General features: G+C 61.1%; 19 protein-coding genes. 13 read left to right on the top strand and 6 right to left on the bottom strand.

Features of this window, described 5'->3' with window-relative positions; translation table 11 throughout:
* Positions 1-192 precede the first annotated feature (192 nt).
* The 6 genes from GOACH_RS12565 to GOACH_RS12535 all read left to right on the top strand — a co-directional run bounded on the left by GOACH_RS12565 (position 193) and on the right by GOACH_RS12535 (position 4,474).
* Entirely contained in the window at positions 193-657 is a 465-nt protein-coding gene (locus GOACH_RS12565; RefSeq protein ID WP_005175097.1) for an ester cyclase, read from the top strand.
* A gap of 23 nt (positions 658-680) precedes the next feature.
* Positions 681-1,280, top strand: a complete 600-nt coding sequence (locus GOACH_RS12560; RefSeq protein ID WP_005175095.1) for a cytochrome c oxidase subunit 3 family protein — start codon at positions 681-683, stop codon at positions 1,278-1,280.
* Between the two features lie 3 nt (positions 1,281-1,283).
* Positions 1,284-1,550, top strand: coding sequence for a cytochrome C oxidase subunit IV family protein (locus GOACH_RS12555; RefSeq protein ID WP_005175093.1), 267 nt, complete (start codon positions 1,284-1,286; stop codon positions 1,548-1,550).
* 43 nt (positions 1,551-1,593) lie between these two features.
* On the top strand, positions 1,594-2,361 hold the full coding sequence (locus GOACH_RS12550; protein ID WP_005175091.1) for a hypothetical protein: 768 nt from the start codon (positions 1,594-1,596) through the stop codon (positions 2,359-2,361).
* Between the two features lie 344 nt (positions 2,362-2,705).
* Positions 2,706-3,500, top strand: coding sequence for a PaaI family thioesterase (locus GOACH_RS12540; protein ID WP_040518576.1), 795 nt, complete (start codon positions 2,706-2,708; stop codon positions 3,498-3,500).
* The gene (locus GOACH_RS12535; RefSeq protein ID WP_005175087.1) at positions 3,497-4,474 is read left to right on the top strand and encodes a quinone oxidoreductase family protein; all 978 of its coding nucleotides are present in this window, start codon (positions 3,497-3,499) and stop codon (positions 4,472-4,474) included. Before GOACH_RS12540 ends, GOACH_RS12535 begins: the two co-directional genes overlap by 4 nt.
* 19 nt (positions 4,475-4,493) lie before the next feature.
* Here GOACH_RS12535 and GOACH_RS12530 read toward each other — a convergent pair whose 3' ends face one another.
* A complete protein-coding gene (locus GOACH_RS12530; RefSeq protein ID WP_040518520.1) occupies positions 4,494-4,898 on the bottom strand; it encodes a MaoC family dehydratase in 405 nt (134 codons plus the stop codon).
* Positions 4,898-5,359 carry an FAS1-like dehydratase domain-containing protein gene (locus GOACH_RS12525; protein WP_005175083.1) on the bottom strand — a complete coding sequence of 154 codons (462 nt, stop codon included), beginning with the start codon at positions 5,357-5,359 and terminating at the stop codon, positions 4,898-4,900. The genes GOACH_RS12530 and GOACH_RS12525 overlap by 1 nt, the downstream gene beginning before the upstream one ends.
* 65 nt (positions 5,360-5,424) lie before the next feature.
* Here GOACH_RS12525 and GOACH_RS12520 point away from each other — a divergent pair, with 65 nt between their 5' ends.
* The 5 genes from GOACH_RS12520 (at position 5,425) to GOACH_RS12500 (ending at position 11,592) form a co-directional block, all read left to right on the top strand.
* Positions 5,425-6,612, top strand: a complete 1,188-nt coding sequence (locus tag GOACH_RS12520) for an acyl-CoA dehydrogenase family protein (RefSeq protein ID WP_005175082.1) — start codon at positions 5,425-5,427, stop codon at positions 6,610-6,612.
* Positions 6,613-6,625: 13 nt separating this feature from the next.
* Positions 6,626-8,578: an AMP-binding protein gene (locus GOACH_RS12515; RefSeq protein ID WP_005175081.1), complete on the top strand. Its 1,953-nt coding sequence runs from the start codon at positions 6,626-6,628 to the stop codon at positions 8,576-8,578.
* A 10-nt stretch (positions 8,579-8,588) separates the two neighbouring features.
* On the top strand, positions 8,589-9,653 hold the full coding sequence (locus GOACH_RS12510; RefSeq protein ID WP_005175080.1) for an acyl-CoA dehydrogenase family protein: 1,065 nt from the start codon (positions 8,589-8,591) through the stop codon (positions 9,651-9,653).
* A gap of 256 nt (positions 9,654-9,909) precedes the next feature.
* Positions 9,910-11,232, top strand: coding sequence for a cytochrome P450 (locus tag GOACH_RS12505; protein ID WP_005175079.1), 1,323 nt, complete (start codon positions 9,910-9,912; stop codon positions 11,230-11,232).
* Positions 11,233-11,274: 42 nt separating this feature from the next.
* The gene (locus GOACH_RS12500; RefSeq protein ID WP_005175077.1) at positions 11,275-11,592 is read left to right on the top strand and encodes a 2Fe-2S iron-sulfur cluster-binding protein; all 318 of its coding nucleotides are present in this window, start codon (positions 11,275-11,277) and stop codon (positions 11,590-11,592) included.
* A 101-nt stretch (positions 11,593-11,693) separates the two neighbouring features.
* Here GOACH_RS12500 and GOACH_RS12495 read toward each other — a convergent pair whose 3' ends face one another.
* The gene (locus tag GOACH_RS12495; protein WP_005175074.1) at positions 11,694-12,776 is read right to left on the bottom strand and encodes an ABC transporter ATP-binding protein; all 1,083 of its coding nucleotides are present in this window, start codon (positions 12,774-12,776) and stop codon (positions 11,694-11,696) included.
* 173 nt (positions 12,777-12,949) lie between these two features.
* Between GOACH_RS12495 and GOACH_RS12490 the strand changes: the two genes are divergently transcribed.
* Together GOACH_RS12490 and GOACH_RS12485 are read left to right on the top strand one after the other, a co-directional pair.
* A complete protein-coding gene (locus GOACH_RS12490) occupies positions 12,950-14,203 on the top strand; it encodes an NAD(P)/FAD-dependent oxidoreductase (RefSeq protein ID WP_005175069.1) in 1,254 nt (417 codons plus the stop codon).
* Positions 14,204-14,218: 15 nt separating this feature from the next.
* Positions 14,219-14,539, top strand: a complete 321-nt coding sequence (locus GOACH_RS12485; protein WP_005175068.1) for a 2Fe-2S iron-sulfur cluster-binding protein — start codon at positions 14,219-14,221, stop codon at positions 14,537-14,539.
* A 27-nt stretch (positions 14,540-14,566) separates the two neighbouring features.
* Here the strand turns inward: GOACH_RS12485 and GOACH_RS12480 are convergent, their stop codons facing one another.
* The 3 genes from GOACH_RS12480 to GOACH_RS12475 are packed head-to-tail and all read right to left on the bottom strand — an operon-like array spanning position 14,567 to position 16,842.
* Positions 14,567-15,673, bottom strand: coding sequence for a response regulator transcription factor (locus GOACH_RS12480; protein ID WP_005175067.1), 1,107 nt, complete (start codon positions 15,671-15,673; stop codon positions 14,567-14,569).
* A complete protein-coding gene (locus GOACH_RS24510; RefSeq protein WP_281168898.1) occupies positions 15,670-15,948 on the bottom strand; it encodes a helix-turn-helix domain-containing protein in 279 nt (92 codons plus the stop codon). The genes GOACH_RS12480 and GOACH_RS24510 overlap by 4 nt, the downstream gene beginning before the upstream one ends.
* Before the next feature lie 21 nt (positions 15,949-15,969).
* The gene (locus tag GOACH_RS12475) at positions 15,970-16,842 is read right to left on the bottom strand and encodes a GAF domain-containing protein (protein ID WP_157227685.1); all 873 of its coding nucleotides are present in this window, start codon (positions 16,840-16,842) and stop codon (positions 15,970-15,972) included.
* Between the last annotated feature and the right edge of the window lie 130 nt (positions 16,843-16,972).

Here is a 16,972-nt window from a genome sequence, read left to right as displayed (position 1 = left end):
GCGGGGCGAAAGAAGGCGGGGATTCGTATCACTCCCGCGGGTGATGTACGGAGTGATCTTCGAGTGTCTTGAGTGATCTGCCGTTGATCCCGGTCGTGGTGTCTTCATAGCGTATTCATTGCGAACCGATACTCCCTAGACTGTTCAGTGTGGGGTCCAGTGCGATCATTGATCGTGGGAATGGAGAAACAAATGACGGCCTCGGCGCGAAGCGTGACCGCGGAGAAAGCAGACGAATCAACTCTGCTCGCATATCCGCAGCGTTATCTGGACTCGTGGGGGCAGCGGGACATCAGTGTTGCACTGGATGTGATCTCCCCCGAAATCCGGTGGTTCGATCCCTCTCTTCCAGAGCCGCTGGTAGATACCGAGGGTGCACGGCTCTTCTATGAGTCGACATGGCAGGGATTTCCGGATATCACATTCCAGCCGGTGGGAAGTCCCATCGTCGATCTCGACCGAGGCTTGGTGGCGCATGAATGGCGTTTCACCGGTACGCATACGGGCGAAGGGTTCCCTCCCGGTGTGCCTCCGACTGGTAAGTCCTTCGATGTTCCGGGAATGGACGTATTCCGCGTGGACGCCAACGGAAGAGCCGTTGAGATTCATGCGTACTGGGACGTCTTGAATCTGATGACTCAGTTGGGTCTCGCTTAGTTCTGCGATGTGGTTGTGGGTCAATGAGTGATGTGAAGCTGGGGGAGTCGACCCCCGCGTCGTCCGATACCGCGTCCAAGCGACTGCCGGGGGTCGAGGGACTGTGGGTCTTCATCGGCGTGGACATGGCGTTCTTCCTTGTCTTCTTCATGGCCTTCATGCTCGCAAGGCGTGATTCGACGAGTGTTTTCGAGGCGGGCCGCGAATCTCTGAGTGTGAACTTCGGGGGCGTCAACAAGTTGCTCCTGCTGACAAGTTCCTGGTGTGTGGTGCGTGGAGTCGCCGCGGCTCGGTCGGCAGGCCCAGTGTCGGGGTGGTTGCTCGCGGCGGTGTTGTGTGGATGCGGTTTCCTTGTGTCCAAGATCTTCGAGTACAGCTCGAAGATCAGTGATGGGTTGACGCCTGCAACTGACGACTTCTACATGTACTACTTCGCATTGACTGGATTCCACTTGATGCATGTTCTTATTGGCACGGTGATGCTGTTGGTGTTCTGGAGGATGGCGCGCAAGAATTCCTTTATCGGAAAACGATATCTGGCGCTTGAATCTGGAGGAGTCTACTGGCATATGGTCGACTTGCTGTGGATCGTTCTCTTCCCGCTTCTGTATTTGATGAGGTAGCACATGCCTGGCATTCTCAAACAGCGGACGACGGTCGTGTGGATTTTCCTTATGCTCGCGACCGTGGTGACGACTTGGTGGCTCGCCAAAGATGCATTTCCCGTACGTGTCGGGACTGTTGGCATATTTCTGATCGCGGCGGTCAAGGTGCATCTGGTCCTCAATGAGTTCATGGAACTACGGCAGGCGCCCAAATCCGCTCGGATTGTATTCGAGACATGGGTAGTGCTCGTCACCGCCGGCGTAGTCGGCATCTATCTGGCGACCTGAACGGCCGCTGACGCATATTTCCTACCTCTAAGGAGAAAACGACATGGACGGACAACCGAACAACTATTGGTCTCAACGGCTAGGGCTTTGGTGTACGTGGATTTTCGCGGCGCTGACCGTGATCGGCTGGCTGGGGATTGCTCACTTCTTCAAGCCGGAAGCCGCTGACTCCAGCGCCGCGCACATCAAGGAATGGTTCACCGACGATCACCGGTGGGGCATCATCGTCGGTTGTTCCATCTTCTACGTCGCGTGCGGTCTGCTGGTGCCTGGCTCGATTCAGTTCGGGCTGATGCTGGCCAAGATCGAGGGGCGACGTCCGATCTGGTCGATCACCACCGGGGTGTGCGGGATCTTCATCTCGCTGATCATCTTTTTCAATGCGTGTGCATGGATAACCGCGGCGTATCGACCTGAGAACGGTGCCGACGTCATCCAGGCGTGGTACGACTGGGCGTGGTTCGCGTTCCTGCTCGGATGGATCTACCTGGCAGTCGAGATGCTGGCCACTGCGGTCGTCGAACTGTCCGACAAGCGGCCTGAACCGATGATCCCGCGGTGGCTGACGTGGCTGACGATCGCCGGGGCCGTCACCCTGATCACAGCCGCGGGCCCCGCCTTCTTCAAGAGTGGTCCTTTCGCCTACAACGGTCTGCTCGGCTTCTATCTACCGATGGTGGTCTGGGGCATGTACCTGGTGCTCACCACGTGGTTCATGCTCAAGGAGCTGTCTCGCGAAGAAGCGGCCGAGGTGGCAGACAACTTCACGGACGGTGAGGTCACAGTGGCGATCGCGGGTAGGCCGAGGTAACGACGAGACGCCGCGGTGTCGCGGCGAACCCATGTCGCTGAGTAGCCGACGATCGCGGTATTCGATGTCGCGAGTCTCGCGGTATGCATCCACGCGTGGGCCAGGATGCCGCCCCGCTGCGCTCGACCCCGACGCGTATGGTAAGACCAAATACATGACAGGGGTCGAGCAACTGCAGGTATGGAGAGGCATTGATCTGGTGTTGAACGCACTGCATTCGGCAACCAGCGGTCCGTGGGGCTGGTCCGCGGCACACGGCGGCAACGAGTCCAGAATGCAGAAGTGGTTGGCGCACTTCGTTGGAGGCACCGAAACGAACGCGGCGACCAGTGCATGACCAGCTGATGGACGCGCAGCCAACTGAGTTCGTGATCTCGGGCGCTGAGTCGTTGCTGCGTGTCCGCCCGGTCAGCCTGTCGGTCGAACGAGCTGAATTGTCAATCATCGCGGGCGAATGGCTACGCGACCCTGCCGCCGGATACGTCCGAAGCGCGATGGGCGTGCCACTCGACGATGTAACCGGGTACGTCATCGCGGCGGGCAGGACCGAAGGCTGGTGGCCTGTAAGTCTCGGCATCAGGGTCGATTTCGTCGCGGATCCGCCAAGCGACGGTTCGACGTTATCGGTCACCGGGGATCTGGTCGCGCGCGATACGCGCGGGGGCACGACGCGCGGGTCGGTTGTCGACATGTCCGGTTCGGCGGTTGCCCTGGTCACCCAGCGATCACATTTCGTTCCGGTCCAGGATGTGCCCACCGGAGATCCGCGCGTGATCTCCCCGCCCGATGATTCGGTCACCGTTCGAGAAGCGCTCGGGATCTCTGAGGTGTCGAAGGGGATCATCAGTATGGCGCCGACAGAGTATGCGGCGAACGGGATGCACAACCTTCATGGCGGCGTGCTGATCATCGGTGCTGAATTCGCAGCCATGTCAGCGGTTGAGGCCGACGGGGATCTCCGCACGACAAGCATAGACATCGCATACGTCAGACCTGGTGATGCGGCAGACACGACGACGTTTCGTGCTGATGTCGTGCACCGCGGCCGGTCGTTGGCAGTCGTGCGGGTCAGCGCAGCGAATTCGTTGGGCAAACCGTGTGCCCTGGCCACCGTCGTCGTCCAGAAGGTGTGCGAATGAAAGCAATAGTGATGTCGAGCTACGGCGGGCCCGACGTGTTGGCGCCTGACGAGGTCGCCGATCCGGTGTCGCGTGAAGGTTGGGTGACCGTGAAACTGCGTGCGGCCGCGCTCAATTGGCATGACGTGCTGGTGAGGCGCGGGCAATACACGTCAGAGTTGCCCCACACTCCGGGCGCCGATGGTGCAGGAACGCGCGTCGACACCGGCGACGAAGTAGTGGTTCTACCGTCACTGTTCTGGGGTGGGCGCAGCAGCGCTCCTGCCGCCGGGTTCGAGATACTCGGCGACCACCGACCGGGGACGTACGCCGAGTTCGTCTCTGTCCCCGACGAGTGCGTTGCACCTAAACCGACAGGCTTCAGTTGGGAACAGGCCGCGGCGTTACCGCTGGTGGGTGTCACGTCCTATCGTGCGCTGGTCACTCGTGCTGGCCTGTCCGCGGGGGAGTCGCTACTGATCATCGGCGCCGGGGGTGGTGTCTCGACGATGGCGTTGTCGCTGGCGCGAGCGGTGGGCGCGTCGATCTGGGTCACAGCTTCGTCGGAAGAGAAGCTTGAGCGGGCGCGCGCGTCGGGCGCCGAGGGAGGTGTCCTGCATACTCGAGACGACTGGCCGGAGAGGGTGAAGAGAGTGTCGCCGAACGGCTGCGGGTTCGATGTGATCCTCGACCCCGTCGGACTCTGGGACAGGTCGTTGACCGCTCTGCGCCCCGGAGGTCGCCTGGTGGTTCTCGGGGCCAATGTTGCCGAGCAGGTCAATCTGGATGTCCGCAAGTTCTACTTCGGCCAGTTCGACCTCTTGGGCACGACGATGGGTGGGCCACAAGACTTTCGAGGGCTGCTGGACCTGGTGGCGACGCACGCGGTGACGGCACCTCCTGTCGCGGCCACCTTGCCGCTGGCCGATGCGGCCGAAGCCCACCGGCGACTCGAGGCAGGCAACGACATCGGGAAGATCGTGCTGGTGCCGTAGGTGTGCTCGCCCGGCAGGTTCAGGATGCGACGCGAACGTGTGCCTTTGCCGACACCACCACGCGCTCGCCGACCGCGGCAACGAGAGCCAATTCCGCCACACCATCATTGAGCTGATCCACTCGTCCGTTGAGAGTGAGTGTCTCTCCTATCGCCAGGGGGGAGGCGAAACGGACCGAGAAGCAAGCCACGTTCTCGACTCCGACGACATCGGCCACCCACGAAGCCAGCATTCCGGCCTGCATCTGGCCCATGGCGATGACGCCAGGAAGACCGGCGCGACGTGCGTACTCGGCATCATGGTGCAACGGATTGAAATCGCCACCAGCGCCGGCGAATCGAACGATGTCGGTTTGACTGATGGGGCCGATCTGCCGAGATGGCAGTTCTTCACCCTCGCTCATCATCGTTGACGCCCGTGCCATCATGCTCCCCTCTCGATCAGTACTTCGCGTTGAGTCACAGCGACCGCGCCGGTGTCATCGACCCAGGTCGTCTCCAGCGTCACCATGCGCATGACGCCCCCACGCTTGCCCTCACGAGTGGTGTCATCGATGACGCGTCTTGTCCCGGTCAGCCGGTCACCCGCCAGAAGTGGACGGGCGTACTCCCACTCCACCGAGCCGACGACCACTCGCTCGATTGCGAGTCCGAGTGCAGACACGAACCCCTGTTGATCGCGATAGTGGCCGGCCACGACCACGTGGGTCGGTGTTGCCGGGACAGCGGAGAAACCGATCTCGCTCGCTGTGTCGGGGTCGCGATACACCTTGTCTTCCGCGCGCGTTGCCAATGCGAACTCGCGGATCTTTCCCGCCTCTACCTCAAACGATGTGACGTCGAGAATGTCCCCGATCTGCAACGTCTCTGTCGATCCACCAGCCACTGCACGCTCCTAGAGTTTTGGTCTGACCTATTGTACCGTTGGTCCGTAACGATGTGGAGGTTTGTATGGATCTGAGCGATTCACCGGACGAAGCGAAGTTTCGTTCCCGCGTCCGGAATTGGCTGACCGAGACCGTACCGGCGCTGCCGTGGCCAGAACCCGCCCGGTTGGAGGACAAGCGTGAGTTCTGGGCAACATGGCAGCGCAAGCTATACGACGCGGGATTCGCCGGACTGTCGTGGCCGACGCAGTACGGCGGGGCAGGTGCTGATGCGAAGACGAAGGCGATCTTCAACGAGGAGACCGATCGAGCGGGAGCGCCCGATCGTTTGAACATCATCGGTGAGGACTTCGCGGGACCCACGATCGTGGCTTTCGGCAACGATGAGCAGAAGCAGCGGTACCTGGAGCCGATTCTGACCGGTGAGGAGATCTGGTGCCAGCTCTTCTCCGAGCCCGAATCCGGGTCAGATCTCGCCTCATTACGCACGAAGGCCACCAAGGTCGATGGGGGATGGTCGATACAGGGCCAGAAGATCTGGACGTCTCGAGCCCAGATCGCCGACAATGCGATTCTTCTCGCTCGCACGGGCGGCGGCGAGCGGCACAAGGGAATCACCTACTTCCTGCTGCCGATGAATTCCGAGGGAGTCAGCGTGCGCCCCCTCGCGCACATGCTCGGCGAGGCAGAGTTCAACGAGGTCTTTCTCGACGACGTCTTCGTTCCCGACTCCTCGGTGGTCGGTGAGGTCGACGGCGGCTGGAAGGTAGCCATGGGCACGTTGGCTTTCGAGCGCGTCGGCATAGCCACCGGTCGTGTCAACACCACGCGCGCCGTCGCGGACCTGGTCGAGCAGATCACGAGGAGTAGCGACGACAACGACACCGCGCTTGCCACGAAACCCGAGATTCGTCAGCGAATCGCGGACCTCTATGGGCGTGCGCTCACGCACTACCTCATCGGTCAGCGCGTGATCACCGGAGCGGCGTCTGGCCAGCCACCCGGACCGGTGACCTCGATCGGCAAGCTCTACTTCTGTCCTCTCGTGGAGGACATCGCCGACTTCGGGCTCGAACTGAGTGATTTCGGAGGGCAATTGGGGCTTGCCGAGGACGATCCCGACGCAGATCCCGATCAGCAACGCTGGCTGCGCCTGGCATATCAGGCGCGGGGAACAGCGATCGCCGGCGGTTCGACCTTCATCCAACGCAATATCGCTGCCGAACGTGTCCTCGGCATGCCACGAGTCTGAGGAAGACCACACGATGAGTTCTTATGTTTGGAATCCGAGCGCCCACTACCTCGACAACGCCAACGTCTTGCGTCTGGCACGCTCCGTCGGCATCGACTCGATCGACGAACTGCGTCGGCGCTCAACGGACGATGTCGAGTGGTACTGGGATGCCGCAATCGACGACCTCGGAATCCCTTTCGCGACGGATTACGGCAGAGTTCTCGATATCTCGAACGGAGCGGAGTTTCCAGATTGGTTTGTCGGGGGGACCTTCAACGCGGTCGACGCGTGCGTCACCCGTTGGCTCGCCGACGCCGCCGAACGTCGTGCCATCGTGCATGAGGCAGAAGACGGTTCAGTGAGAACTCTCACCTATCGGGATCTCGCCGAACAGGTCGGCCGGGTAGCCTCCGGCCTGGTCGAACTCGGTGTGGGAGAGGGCGACGCGGTGGGCCTCTACCTGCCGATGGTCCCCGAGGCCGTCGTCGCTTGCTATGCCGCCGCAGGCATCGGTGCGATCGTCGTCCCGCTGTTCTCCGGGTTCGCTGCCCCTGCGATTGCGGCGCGTCTCAACGACGCTGAGGTGAAGGCCGTTGTCGTGGCTGACGGCACCATTCGTCGTGGCCGCACCGTCGACATGATCGGTGAACTCGCCAAAGCTCTACCGCAGACGCCCTCGGTGCAGACCGTGGTCACCATCGACAACGTCGGAAGTCCGAGTGATCTGTCCGATGCCAACGTCGTTGTCGCCTCGTGGTCTACGTTGGTGGACCCCGCCCGTCCCGAGTTCGAGTTCAGTGCGTTTCCTGCGATGCAGACACTCATGCTGGGCTACACATCGGGTACGACGGGCAAGCCCAAGGGCGCGGTGCATACGCATGCGGGATTCACCGTCAAGGTAGCCACGGAGGTTGCCTACTCGTTCGACATCAACGCCGGTGACACGTTCTGCTGGATCACAGACATGGGATGGGTCATGGGTCCGTTGGCGGCGTTCGGGACGCACGCCAACGGCGCGACACTGCTGTTGTACGAGGGATCACCTGACGTCCCGGATACCTGTCGTCTGTGGGATCTGGTGCAGCGGCACGAGATCACCATGCTGGGTGTGTCACCTACGCTCATCAGAGCATTGAAATCGACACCCCTGGAGCAGATCGCCGGTCGTGACCTGACATCGATCCACGTGCTCGGTTCCACAGGCGAACCGTGGGACCCGGACACCTACGACTGGCTGGCCGACTCCGTCTTCGGTGGTCGGGTTCCGGTCATCAACTTCTCCGGCGGCACCGAGGTCGGAGGTTCCTTCCTCGCGCCCTATCCGGTCGAGCCGATACCCAGTTGCTCGCTGGGTGGTCCGTCGCTCGGGATGGATGTCGACGTCGTCGATGATGATGGAAAACCGTTGCGGGGCAGCATCGGCGAACTCGTTTGTCGCCAGCCGTGGCCCGCGATGACCCGTGGTGTGTGGCGGGACCGCGATCGCTATCTCGAGTCCTACTGGTCGACTTTTCCCGGTATGTGGTGTCACGGCGACTACGCGCTGATCGACGACGATGACCAGTGGTACATCCTCGGCCGTTCCGATGACGTCATGAATGTCGCAGGAAAGCGTCTCGCTCCGGCAGAGGTCGAATCCGTGCTCACCACTCATTCGGCGGTCGCCGAGGCCGCTGCCGTAGGTATACCAGATCCCAAGAAGGGCGAAACCGTGTGGGCCTTTTGGGTTCCGCGGGCAGGGGTCGGTACCGAAGGCGTGTCCGAGGAACTACGTCAACGTGTCGCAGCAGGAGTGGGCAAGCCGTTTGCGCCCGCGAAAGTGTGGCAGGTTGAGGCACTGCCGAAAACCCGTTCGGCCAAGATCCTGCGCCGTGCCGTACGCGCCGCCGCCATCGGAACCGACCCGGGAGACCTGTCGAGTGCCGAAAACCCCGAAGCAGTTGACGCGATTCGAGCCGTCGTCCACGGCGCGGGCGTGAGGTAGAGGAGGAACGATGCACTGGGAACTGTCCGAAGAGCAAGAACTGTTCGCTTCCTCCCTGAGGGAATGGATCGCCGCCAAATTCCCGATCGACGCCGTGCGTGAAATCCAGTCCTCGGGTACACGGCGAACCTTCGACGATGCGTTGATCGGCGAGGGATGGTGGGGCGTTGGGTACGACGAATCCTCGGGTGGACAAGGTGGCGGAGTTCTCGAACTCGCGCTGGCGGCCAGGGAATTCGGGCGCGCTGCAAGTCCCGACTCGGGGTGGATGGCGGCGGCCCTGGCCGCTCGCTTGCTCACCGCTGATGAACTCGCCGCTCAACTCGGCGGTACGAGCCGCTTCGCAGTGGCAATGCGCGCCGACCGTATCCCCAGCTGGTCGAGAACCGACACCGATGGTGCCCGCGTGAGTACAACCGTGCGGAACGTCATTGGAGCGCTCGACGCCAGCACGTTCCTGCTGCCCGTCGTGGGGCCTGATGGCCCTGCGATCGCTCGCTTGTCGGCGTCCGAAGCGAATGTCGCCGCTGAAAACGTCCTTGACAGGTCACGGTCGGCGGCCACTGTCACGTTCACTGACGCCTCTATCTCGTCGATGTCCGACGCCTCGGCCTTCGAGCACATTGCGCCCTTGTCGGCGGTACTCGTTGCCGCAGACGCGCTCGGGGCTGCAGAGCGCATGCTCGAGCTCGCTGTCGAATACAGCAAGCAGCGCAAGCAGTTCGGACAACTGATCGGCGGATTCCAGGCCGTCAAACACGCATGTGCACAGATGCTCGTCACCGTCGAAGCGTCGTTCTCGACTGCTCTCTATGCGGCTGCTGCGCTCGATGCCGCACTTCCCGATGCGGCGACAACTGCCGCAGTGGCCAAGGCACAGGTCACCGGTCCGGTTGCAGACCTTGCAGATTCGGCCCTGACGGTGCACGGGGCGATCGGCTACACCTGGGAGCACGATTTGCACCTGTACTACAAGCGGGCCAAGCTTGACCGCACGCTGTACGGGACGCCTGCCGACTGGAACGAGTGCGTCGCGGCCGCGCTGCTCGACGAGGCTGTCGAACTGTCCCGATGAGTGTGTGACGCGCTGTGGCCATCTCTCCCTGGCACACCCCAAGTGGGGGATTCTGGAGGGGGAAAAGGGGTGAACTTCCTCCACAGCCATCGTAGGTGCGCTGAGACCTTCTTAACGTTGGTACTGCTCCCTCACATAAGGGGGATTCCGGCTGATGATTTCGCGCCCGGGCGTAAGCCGTTGGCCAAGATCATCACTCCCATCGCGGGACAGCCTGTCGGATCAACATACCGACGTGAACGAGAAGGAAGGGACGATGACTACTTTCGCAACGGCATCCAGTACCCAGGTGCCCGACGAGATCGCCAGGCAGATCGTTTTACCAGAGGGTCACAGCGACAACGCCAAGCTGTATGAGGCATATCGGTGGTTGCGCGAGAACGCTCCACTGGCCAAGGTCAGCGTAGAAGGTTACGACGATCTGTGGCTGGTCACCAAGCATGCAGATCTGATGGAGATCGAGCGCCAACCCCAGGTTTTCAGCGCCGGTGGCGGTGAAGAGAAGGGTGCACACAACCCCATGTGCGCCAATCAGGCCGGCGATGCGTTCACGAAGCAACTGACCGGCGGCTCACTGCGAATCCTCGACGCACTGCCCTACCTTGATCCTCCGGAGCACTCGACGATCAAGGACGTCGCGTTCGACTGGTTCCGACCCGCAAACCTCAAGAAATGGGAAGACCGAATCCGGGAAATCGCAAAGGAGCAGGTGGCGCGGCTCCTCGCTCGCGATCCCGACCTGGACGCGGTGAATGACTTTGCCGTCTATTTCCCGTTGCACGTGATCATGACTCTCTTCGGCGTGCCCGAAGAAGACGAACCTCGCATGATGGCATTGACCCAGGACCTGTTCGGGACGGCCGACCCCGATGCGGCACGAGAGGACGTCGAACATCAGTCACCCGACGCCGCAGCGCAGCAGTGGGCCGCTGCCATCGCCGACTTCTACGGATACTTCGACAAGCTGGTCGAGAGCCGTCGTGCGAATCCTCGTGACGATCTGGCGACTCTTATCGCCGTGGCGCGTCAGGAGGACGGCGAGTACTTCCCGAAGACGTTCGCATACGGGTGGTTCATCGCAATCTCTACCGCGGGCCATGACACGACGGCGAGCACGATCGCAGGACTACTCGAGGAGTTCGCGCACAACCCGGAACTGCTGGCCCAGGTCCGCAGCGACCTTTCGCTCATCCCGAATGTCGTCAACGAGGCATTGCGAATGGTTTCCCCGGTCAAGCAGTTCTCTCGGGTTGCTCTGTCCGATGCGGAAGTACGCGGTCAGCAGATCAAGGCGGGCGACCGTCTCATGCTGTTGTTCCAATCCGGGAACCGTGACGCCGAGGTGTTCGAGGACCCCGATACTTTCCGGCTTGATCGTCGACCGAACAAGCAGATTGCGTTCGGCTACGGACCGCACATGTGTATCGGGCAGCATCTCGCCAAGCTGGAGATGAAGGTGTTTCTCGAAGAGCTGCTCCCGCATCTTGAGAAAGTAGAGATCACCGGTACTCCCAAGATGATTCAGACCAACTTCGTTGGTGGTCTGCGGCATCTCCCGGTTCACCTCACGCTCGAATGATCTGTCGAAATCAACCATCATCTGTGCTGAAGGAGGCGTCCCATGCCGCTCGTGGCCTATCATCTTCCGGATGGAACAGTTCGCGAGATTGAGGTGCCGCCTGGCCAGAGTTTGATGGCTGTGTCCACGCAACACAATCTTCCCGGAATTGTGGCTGAGTGCGGTGGCAATTGTTCGTGTGCCACCTGCCACGTGAGCGTCGATCCCGAGTACGCTGCACTGTTCAGTGAGCCCTCGGACGAAGAACGCGAACTGATCGAGTTTTCCGATGACGCGTGTGCGACTTCACGTCTATCGTGCCAGTTGATCGCTCCGGATACTGATCAGAGAATTGAGGTACGCGTTTTCGACAGTCGCTGACAATTGAGGATTAGTTGCGGAAAGGCGGGCCGGTTTGCTGAGGCAAACCGGCCCGCCTTTCTCTTTGGTCCGTGGTCGCTGAGTCCAGTCCGCGATCGTGGTCAGATACGGTCGAGTTCCATCGTTGGCGACTCCGTCCATTCAGCGTCCGTGGTCGCTGTTTGTCGGGCGGCGTGGGCGCGGGACTCGGCACGGATCTGGTCTTCCTGATCCATCGACTCCCGGATCGCGCGTTGGGCGTTGGCCGGCAACGACGGCAACATCTCCAGCACCCGCTCACGATGCCGGGCGACCGCTTTACGCTCGGGCATCCCCGGATTGGGCTGCACCTGCGGAATGATCTCGGTGAAATCATCCTTGGTACCGCCACCGGAAATACCCGCGGCCTGCATCGCAGCCTCTTGCGCGGCAACAGCCTCGTCCTTCTCCTCCGACATACCGATCGGACCGAACCGATCACCGGAGAGGAACTGCTTGACCACCGGCTGCTCCGAGGTCAGCAACTGCTCACGCGGACCGAACATCACCAACTCCTTCCGGAACAACATGCCGATGTTGTCCGGAATCGTGCGAGCAATGTTGATGTTGTGCGTCACGATCAGAATCGTCGCATCGATCTGCGCATTGATATCGATCAACAACTGCGAGATATAGGCGGTACGCACCGGATCCAGACCCGAGTCCGGCTCATCACACAAAATGATCTGCGGATCGAGCACCAACGCCCGCGCCAACCCGGCACGTTTGCGCATACCACCGGAGATCTCACCGGGCAGCTTGTCCTCCGCGCCGGCCAAACCGACCAGATCGATCTTCTCCATCACGATCCGCCGGACTTCGTCTTCCTTCTTCTTCGTGTGCTCACGAAGCGGGAACGCGATGTTGTCATACAAACTCATCGACCCGAACAGCGCGCCGTCCTGGAACAACACACCGAACAGTTTGCGGATCTCGTACAGCTCTTTGGCCGAACACTGCGTGATATCGGTGCCATCGATGATCACCGACCCCTGCTCAGGATGCAGCAACCCGATCAACGTCTTCAAAAACACCGACTTACCCGTACCCGACGGGCCCAGCAACGCCGACACCTCACCCGACGGCAACGTCAACGTCACATCACGCCAAATATTCTGCGATCCAAACGACTTCGTCAGATCAGCAACACTCACCTCGACACCCACAGTTCCTCCGCTTCGTCGTCTTGATAGACCTCGTGGCAATAGTTCTCCATACTCAGCTCTAGTACATGGGGCCGACTGGTTGCGCGACTGCGAGCGCGATTGCCTCTGGCGTGGGGGTGATAATCACCCGGTGTGGTGACGCGCGAGCAGGGACGATCGATGACACTTCACATATGACCATCACTGGGAGTGCTGTCAGCGACTTCAGCACCGATACGGATTCGCCGGTCGTCATCATCGGTGCCGGACATGCTGGTGCAAATCTCGCCGCGCTGGTGCGACAGGAAGGTTTCACCGGCGATGTGATTCTCCTGGGAGACGAAGTACACGATCCGTACCATCGGCCTCCGTTGTCCAAGAAGTTCATGGGTGATTCGCTTGAACAACCCCTCCGCGGCCAGGGCTTCTACGACGAGATGAAGATCGACACCCGGTTCGGGAGTAGAGCCGCCCGCATACTGCCGAGTGAACGCGCCGTGGAAACGGCCGACGGAAGCCGGATTGAATACGGGACCCTCGTGATTGCCACGGGATCACGCCCACGACGACTCAACCTCCCGGGCGCCGACGCCGAGGGCGTGATGACGCTGAGAACGCTCGATGACGCCAGGACCTTGCGTTCGGCGGTCCAACGCGGCGGTCGCCTGGTGATCATCGGTGGCGGATACATCGGACTTGAAGTTGCGGCCGAGGCACGGGTGCACGACCTTGCTGTATCGGTCTTGGAGCGAGAAGAACGGGTACTGGCACGAGTCGCGAGCCACGAGTTCTCCACCCTTCTCACCGACCATCACCGAGTCCGGGGAACCGACATTCTGACCGGCGTCGATGTGGTCGGTCTGGCAACGGATGGGGGTGCAGTCATCGGGGTCGAACTTGCCGACGGTACGAGCATTCCCTGCGATGCGGTCCTCGTGGGCGTCGGGGCCATCCCGAACGACGAGTTGGCTGCAGACTGCGGAATCAACTGTGCGGACGGGATCGTCGTCGACGAGAATGGACGCACGAGTGTGCCACATGTCTTCGCTGTCGGAGACGCTACCCGCCGTCCGGTGGGCGGGGATACGATGCGCTTCGAGAGTATCCCCAGCGCGATGGAGCAGGCGAAGCGAGTGGCTGCGTGTATCGCGGGGACCCCGCTCCCGGGTGCTGAGGTGCCGTGGTTCTGGTCTGATCAGTTCGACTTGAAGTTGAAGATAGCGGGGCTAGTACATCACGGTGTGTCAGTCTGCCGCCGAGGTGACGCAGGCGCCGCGAAGTTCGGAATCTTTCACCTCGATGACCACAACAGGCTTGTTGCGGTCGAGACCGCCAATGCGCCTTCCTTTTTCATGGCGGGGAAGAAGTTCATTGCGTCGTCGGCTGTGCTCGATCCTCAGCGGATCGCCGACCCGGATACCGATCTGCGTTCCTGCCTTGCAGGATGAGTGAGAGGAAGTTCGATGCCAAAGATCACGTACGTCGCTGCTGATGGGGCGGAGACCACGGTAGATGTAGCCGTCGGGTTGACCATCATGGACGGCTCGGTACGCAACAATGTGCCTGGGATTGTCGCCGAGTGCGGTGGCGGTTGTTCGTGCGCCACTTGCCACGTGCACATCGACAGGCAGTGGCGTGAGCACTTCGCAGAACCGACAGACGAAGAGACCGAACTCCTCGAGTTCGCCGACGACTACTGCGATGACTCGAGGTTGTCATGTCAGCTCGTGGTATCCGATGCGTGTGACGGAATGCGCGTCCGGATTCCCGACTCCGAGAACTGACTGACGATTCGCCCTGTGGGCACGTACTCACCCGCGGTCGAGGTAGAGCGAGATCGCCTCAGAACGATTGACCGCGCCTATCTTTCGTAGGATCTTCTTGACATGTGACTTGACGGTCTCGACTCCGATGAAAAGCTTCTCGGCGATCTCGGCGTTCGAGGCGCCGGAGGCGATCAGCCGCATGACCTCGGATTCGCGTTTGGTGAGTAGCTCCTCGAGTTCATGATTGACGGGCATCGGGTGGGTGTCTGATGAGCTGAGTGCCTGTTCCGCACCATCGTCGATGTCAAAGTCCAAATGAGTGACCCGCACGGTGTCTTCGACGATCTGGTCGACGGCGCGTTGAAGTGTCGCGTAGTGGTGCGTCGCTTTGCGCGTCCACATCTCGCGTGCGAATGTCGCCACCACCGCACTCTGGTAAATGGCAAAGAACTCTGCATCCTCGGTATCGACGACCAATGGCGCGATGTGTGCGACGTGCATGATGGCGGGAACCGTTGCGCCGACCCGGATCGGACAGACAAGATAGTCGTTGCTGCCGAGCATCGCGGCAATGCCCGGAGTGGTGCACTCATGCGTTGATGATCGCGGGTGGGTGTGAGGTCCCTTGATGGCCGAGAACTCCACGGAGTCGGAGGGTGGAATGAACTCGCGCGGCCCCTGTTCCTCCACCTGTGGAGTGCTCGACGTGTACCCGAGAACCCGGAGTCTCCCGTAGTCGACACCTGAGAACATCGCCGACCCGAACCCCGCTGTCCCCGCCAGCTCGTCGCAGACCTGTTGGGGGAAGCTCTGGCGAGTGGTCGGCGCCCCGAGTCGACGTAGTGAAGACGACAGGGATTCTGTGGTCCGCGCGCGTCTGCCCGCCAAGAACTCGCGCAATGCGAATTGCAGGCGCAAGGACTCCGCGGCGAGCTCGCTGACTTCAGCTGCTGCAGCAGGATCGTGCATATCGGCAACGGATGTCAGGGCGAGATCCGTGGTGCGCTCTGCACGGTCGAGATTCTCGGTGAGCGTGCAGGTTCGCTCCGACGGCGTGCTGCGCTGAAGCGTTGTTGCCGACAAGAATTCGCGCAGGCGCTCGTCGACCGCGCTCAGTTGATCAGCGAGCTTCGCGGCGCCCGTCGAGTTCATATCGTTTGAGTTGCCCGCAGACTGCTCAATTGTGCAAAGCGAGCAACGGCCGCGGAGCGTGTCGAGGTGCCGAGCTTCTTCGAGATCTGCTTCAGATGAGACTTGACTGTCTCCTCCGAAATCACGAGAGCGCGCGCAATCTGTGCATTGGTTGCTCCAGTGGTCATCTGGGCCAACACTTCTCGCTCTCTCGGTGTGAGAAATGCTGGAGGAGCCCCTCGGTGGCTCGTTCGACGATCAGCTCCATCGTCTGGAAAAAGCTGTGGAGTGAGCAAGTCGCTCGTTGAGATATTCGACTATTGTGCAGTGATATCGCCGAAGATGTCGTCGACCCGGGCCGAGCTCATCCTCAATCGATCCTCGAGTATCGCCCTCTCGAACACTGTCGACAAGCATTCGCTCAGTGCGCTGAGCACAGCCAGGTCGGCTTCGTCCACACGGCCGTTACCGTTCGGGCGATCTGCATGGAGGATGCCGATCACGCGGCCGTTCGAGACAATCGGCGCAGCAACGTATCCAACGGAATGCGAAACCTCGACGATCTCCTTGAAAGTGCGCTTGTCGTCATCGGGTCGGGCGCAGATGGATGCCGAGCGGTTGCGTACGATCTCGGTCTCGAGTGGCGCGTACGACAAGGGAATGCGAGCGCCGTCGACATAGGACATGAATGCGGAGTTCTCCGGGCTGTCATCGCACTCGATGTGAAGATGCCGGGGGAGCCATACCGCCGATCGAACCGACGAGATCATCGCTCGGCCGAACGAGAGACTCTGGCAGATGCGCTGAGGGACCAAATCGATCAGCTGAGTGGTCTGTGCGTCGATCAGATCGGCGACGACTCGTCTGACCTCGCCGACAGACTGGGCATTCGATCGAGATGCGCGGTGCAAGAGCTCGCTCTGGTCGCGGTGGATGTCCAGCAGCAGACTGCATGCCTGAAGGCTTCGGTCGGGCGAAGCGTCGGATTCGAGGAGGAAGCGCTCGAGCCGCGACCGCATCCGCCGTAGCGCGATCGCGAGGTCGACGGAGTCTTCCGGAGGCGGATCCCCGAAGAATTCGGCGCACGCGGTGAGGTGCTCGGCGGTGTGCTCATCGTGGTGGTCGCAGACCTCTGCATTCGTACGACATGAAAACTGGTAAACGGCATCGTGACTGTGGTGGACGTTCACGGAAGACCCTTTCGCGGTGCGATCTAGATCACTATCCGGACCATACTGCACTGCCGGTCACTTCGTTAGCAAATGGTCAGACCAACGTTTTGGCTGTTTGCTGCAAGTCTCCCCCGTGGGGGTGACCCCG

The sequence above is a fragment of the Gordonia aichiensis NBRC 108223 genome, assembly GCF_000332975.1.
GTDB classification, from domain to species: Bacteria; Actinomycetota; Actinomycetes; order Mycobacteriales; family Mycobacteriaceae; genus Gordonia; species Gordonia aichiensis.
Note: the sequence above shows the minus strand (reverse complement) of the source record. Positions and strands in the feature narration are given on the sequence as shown.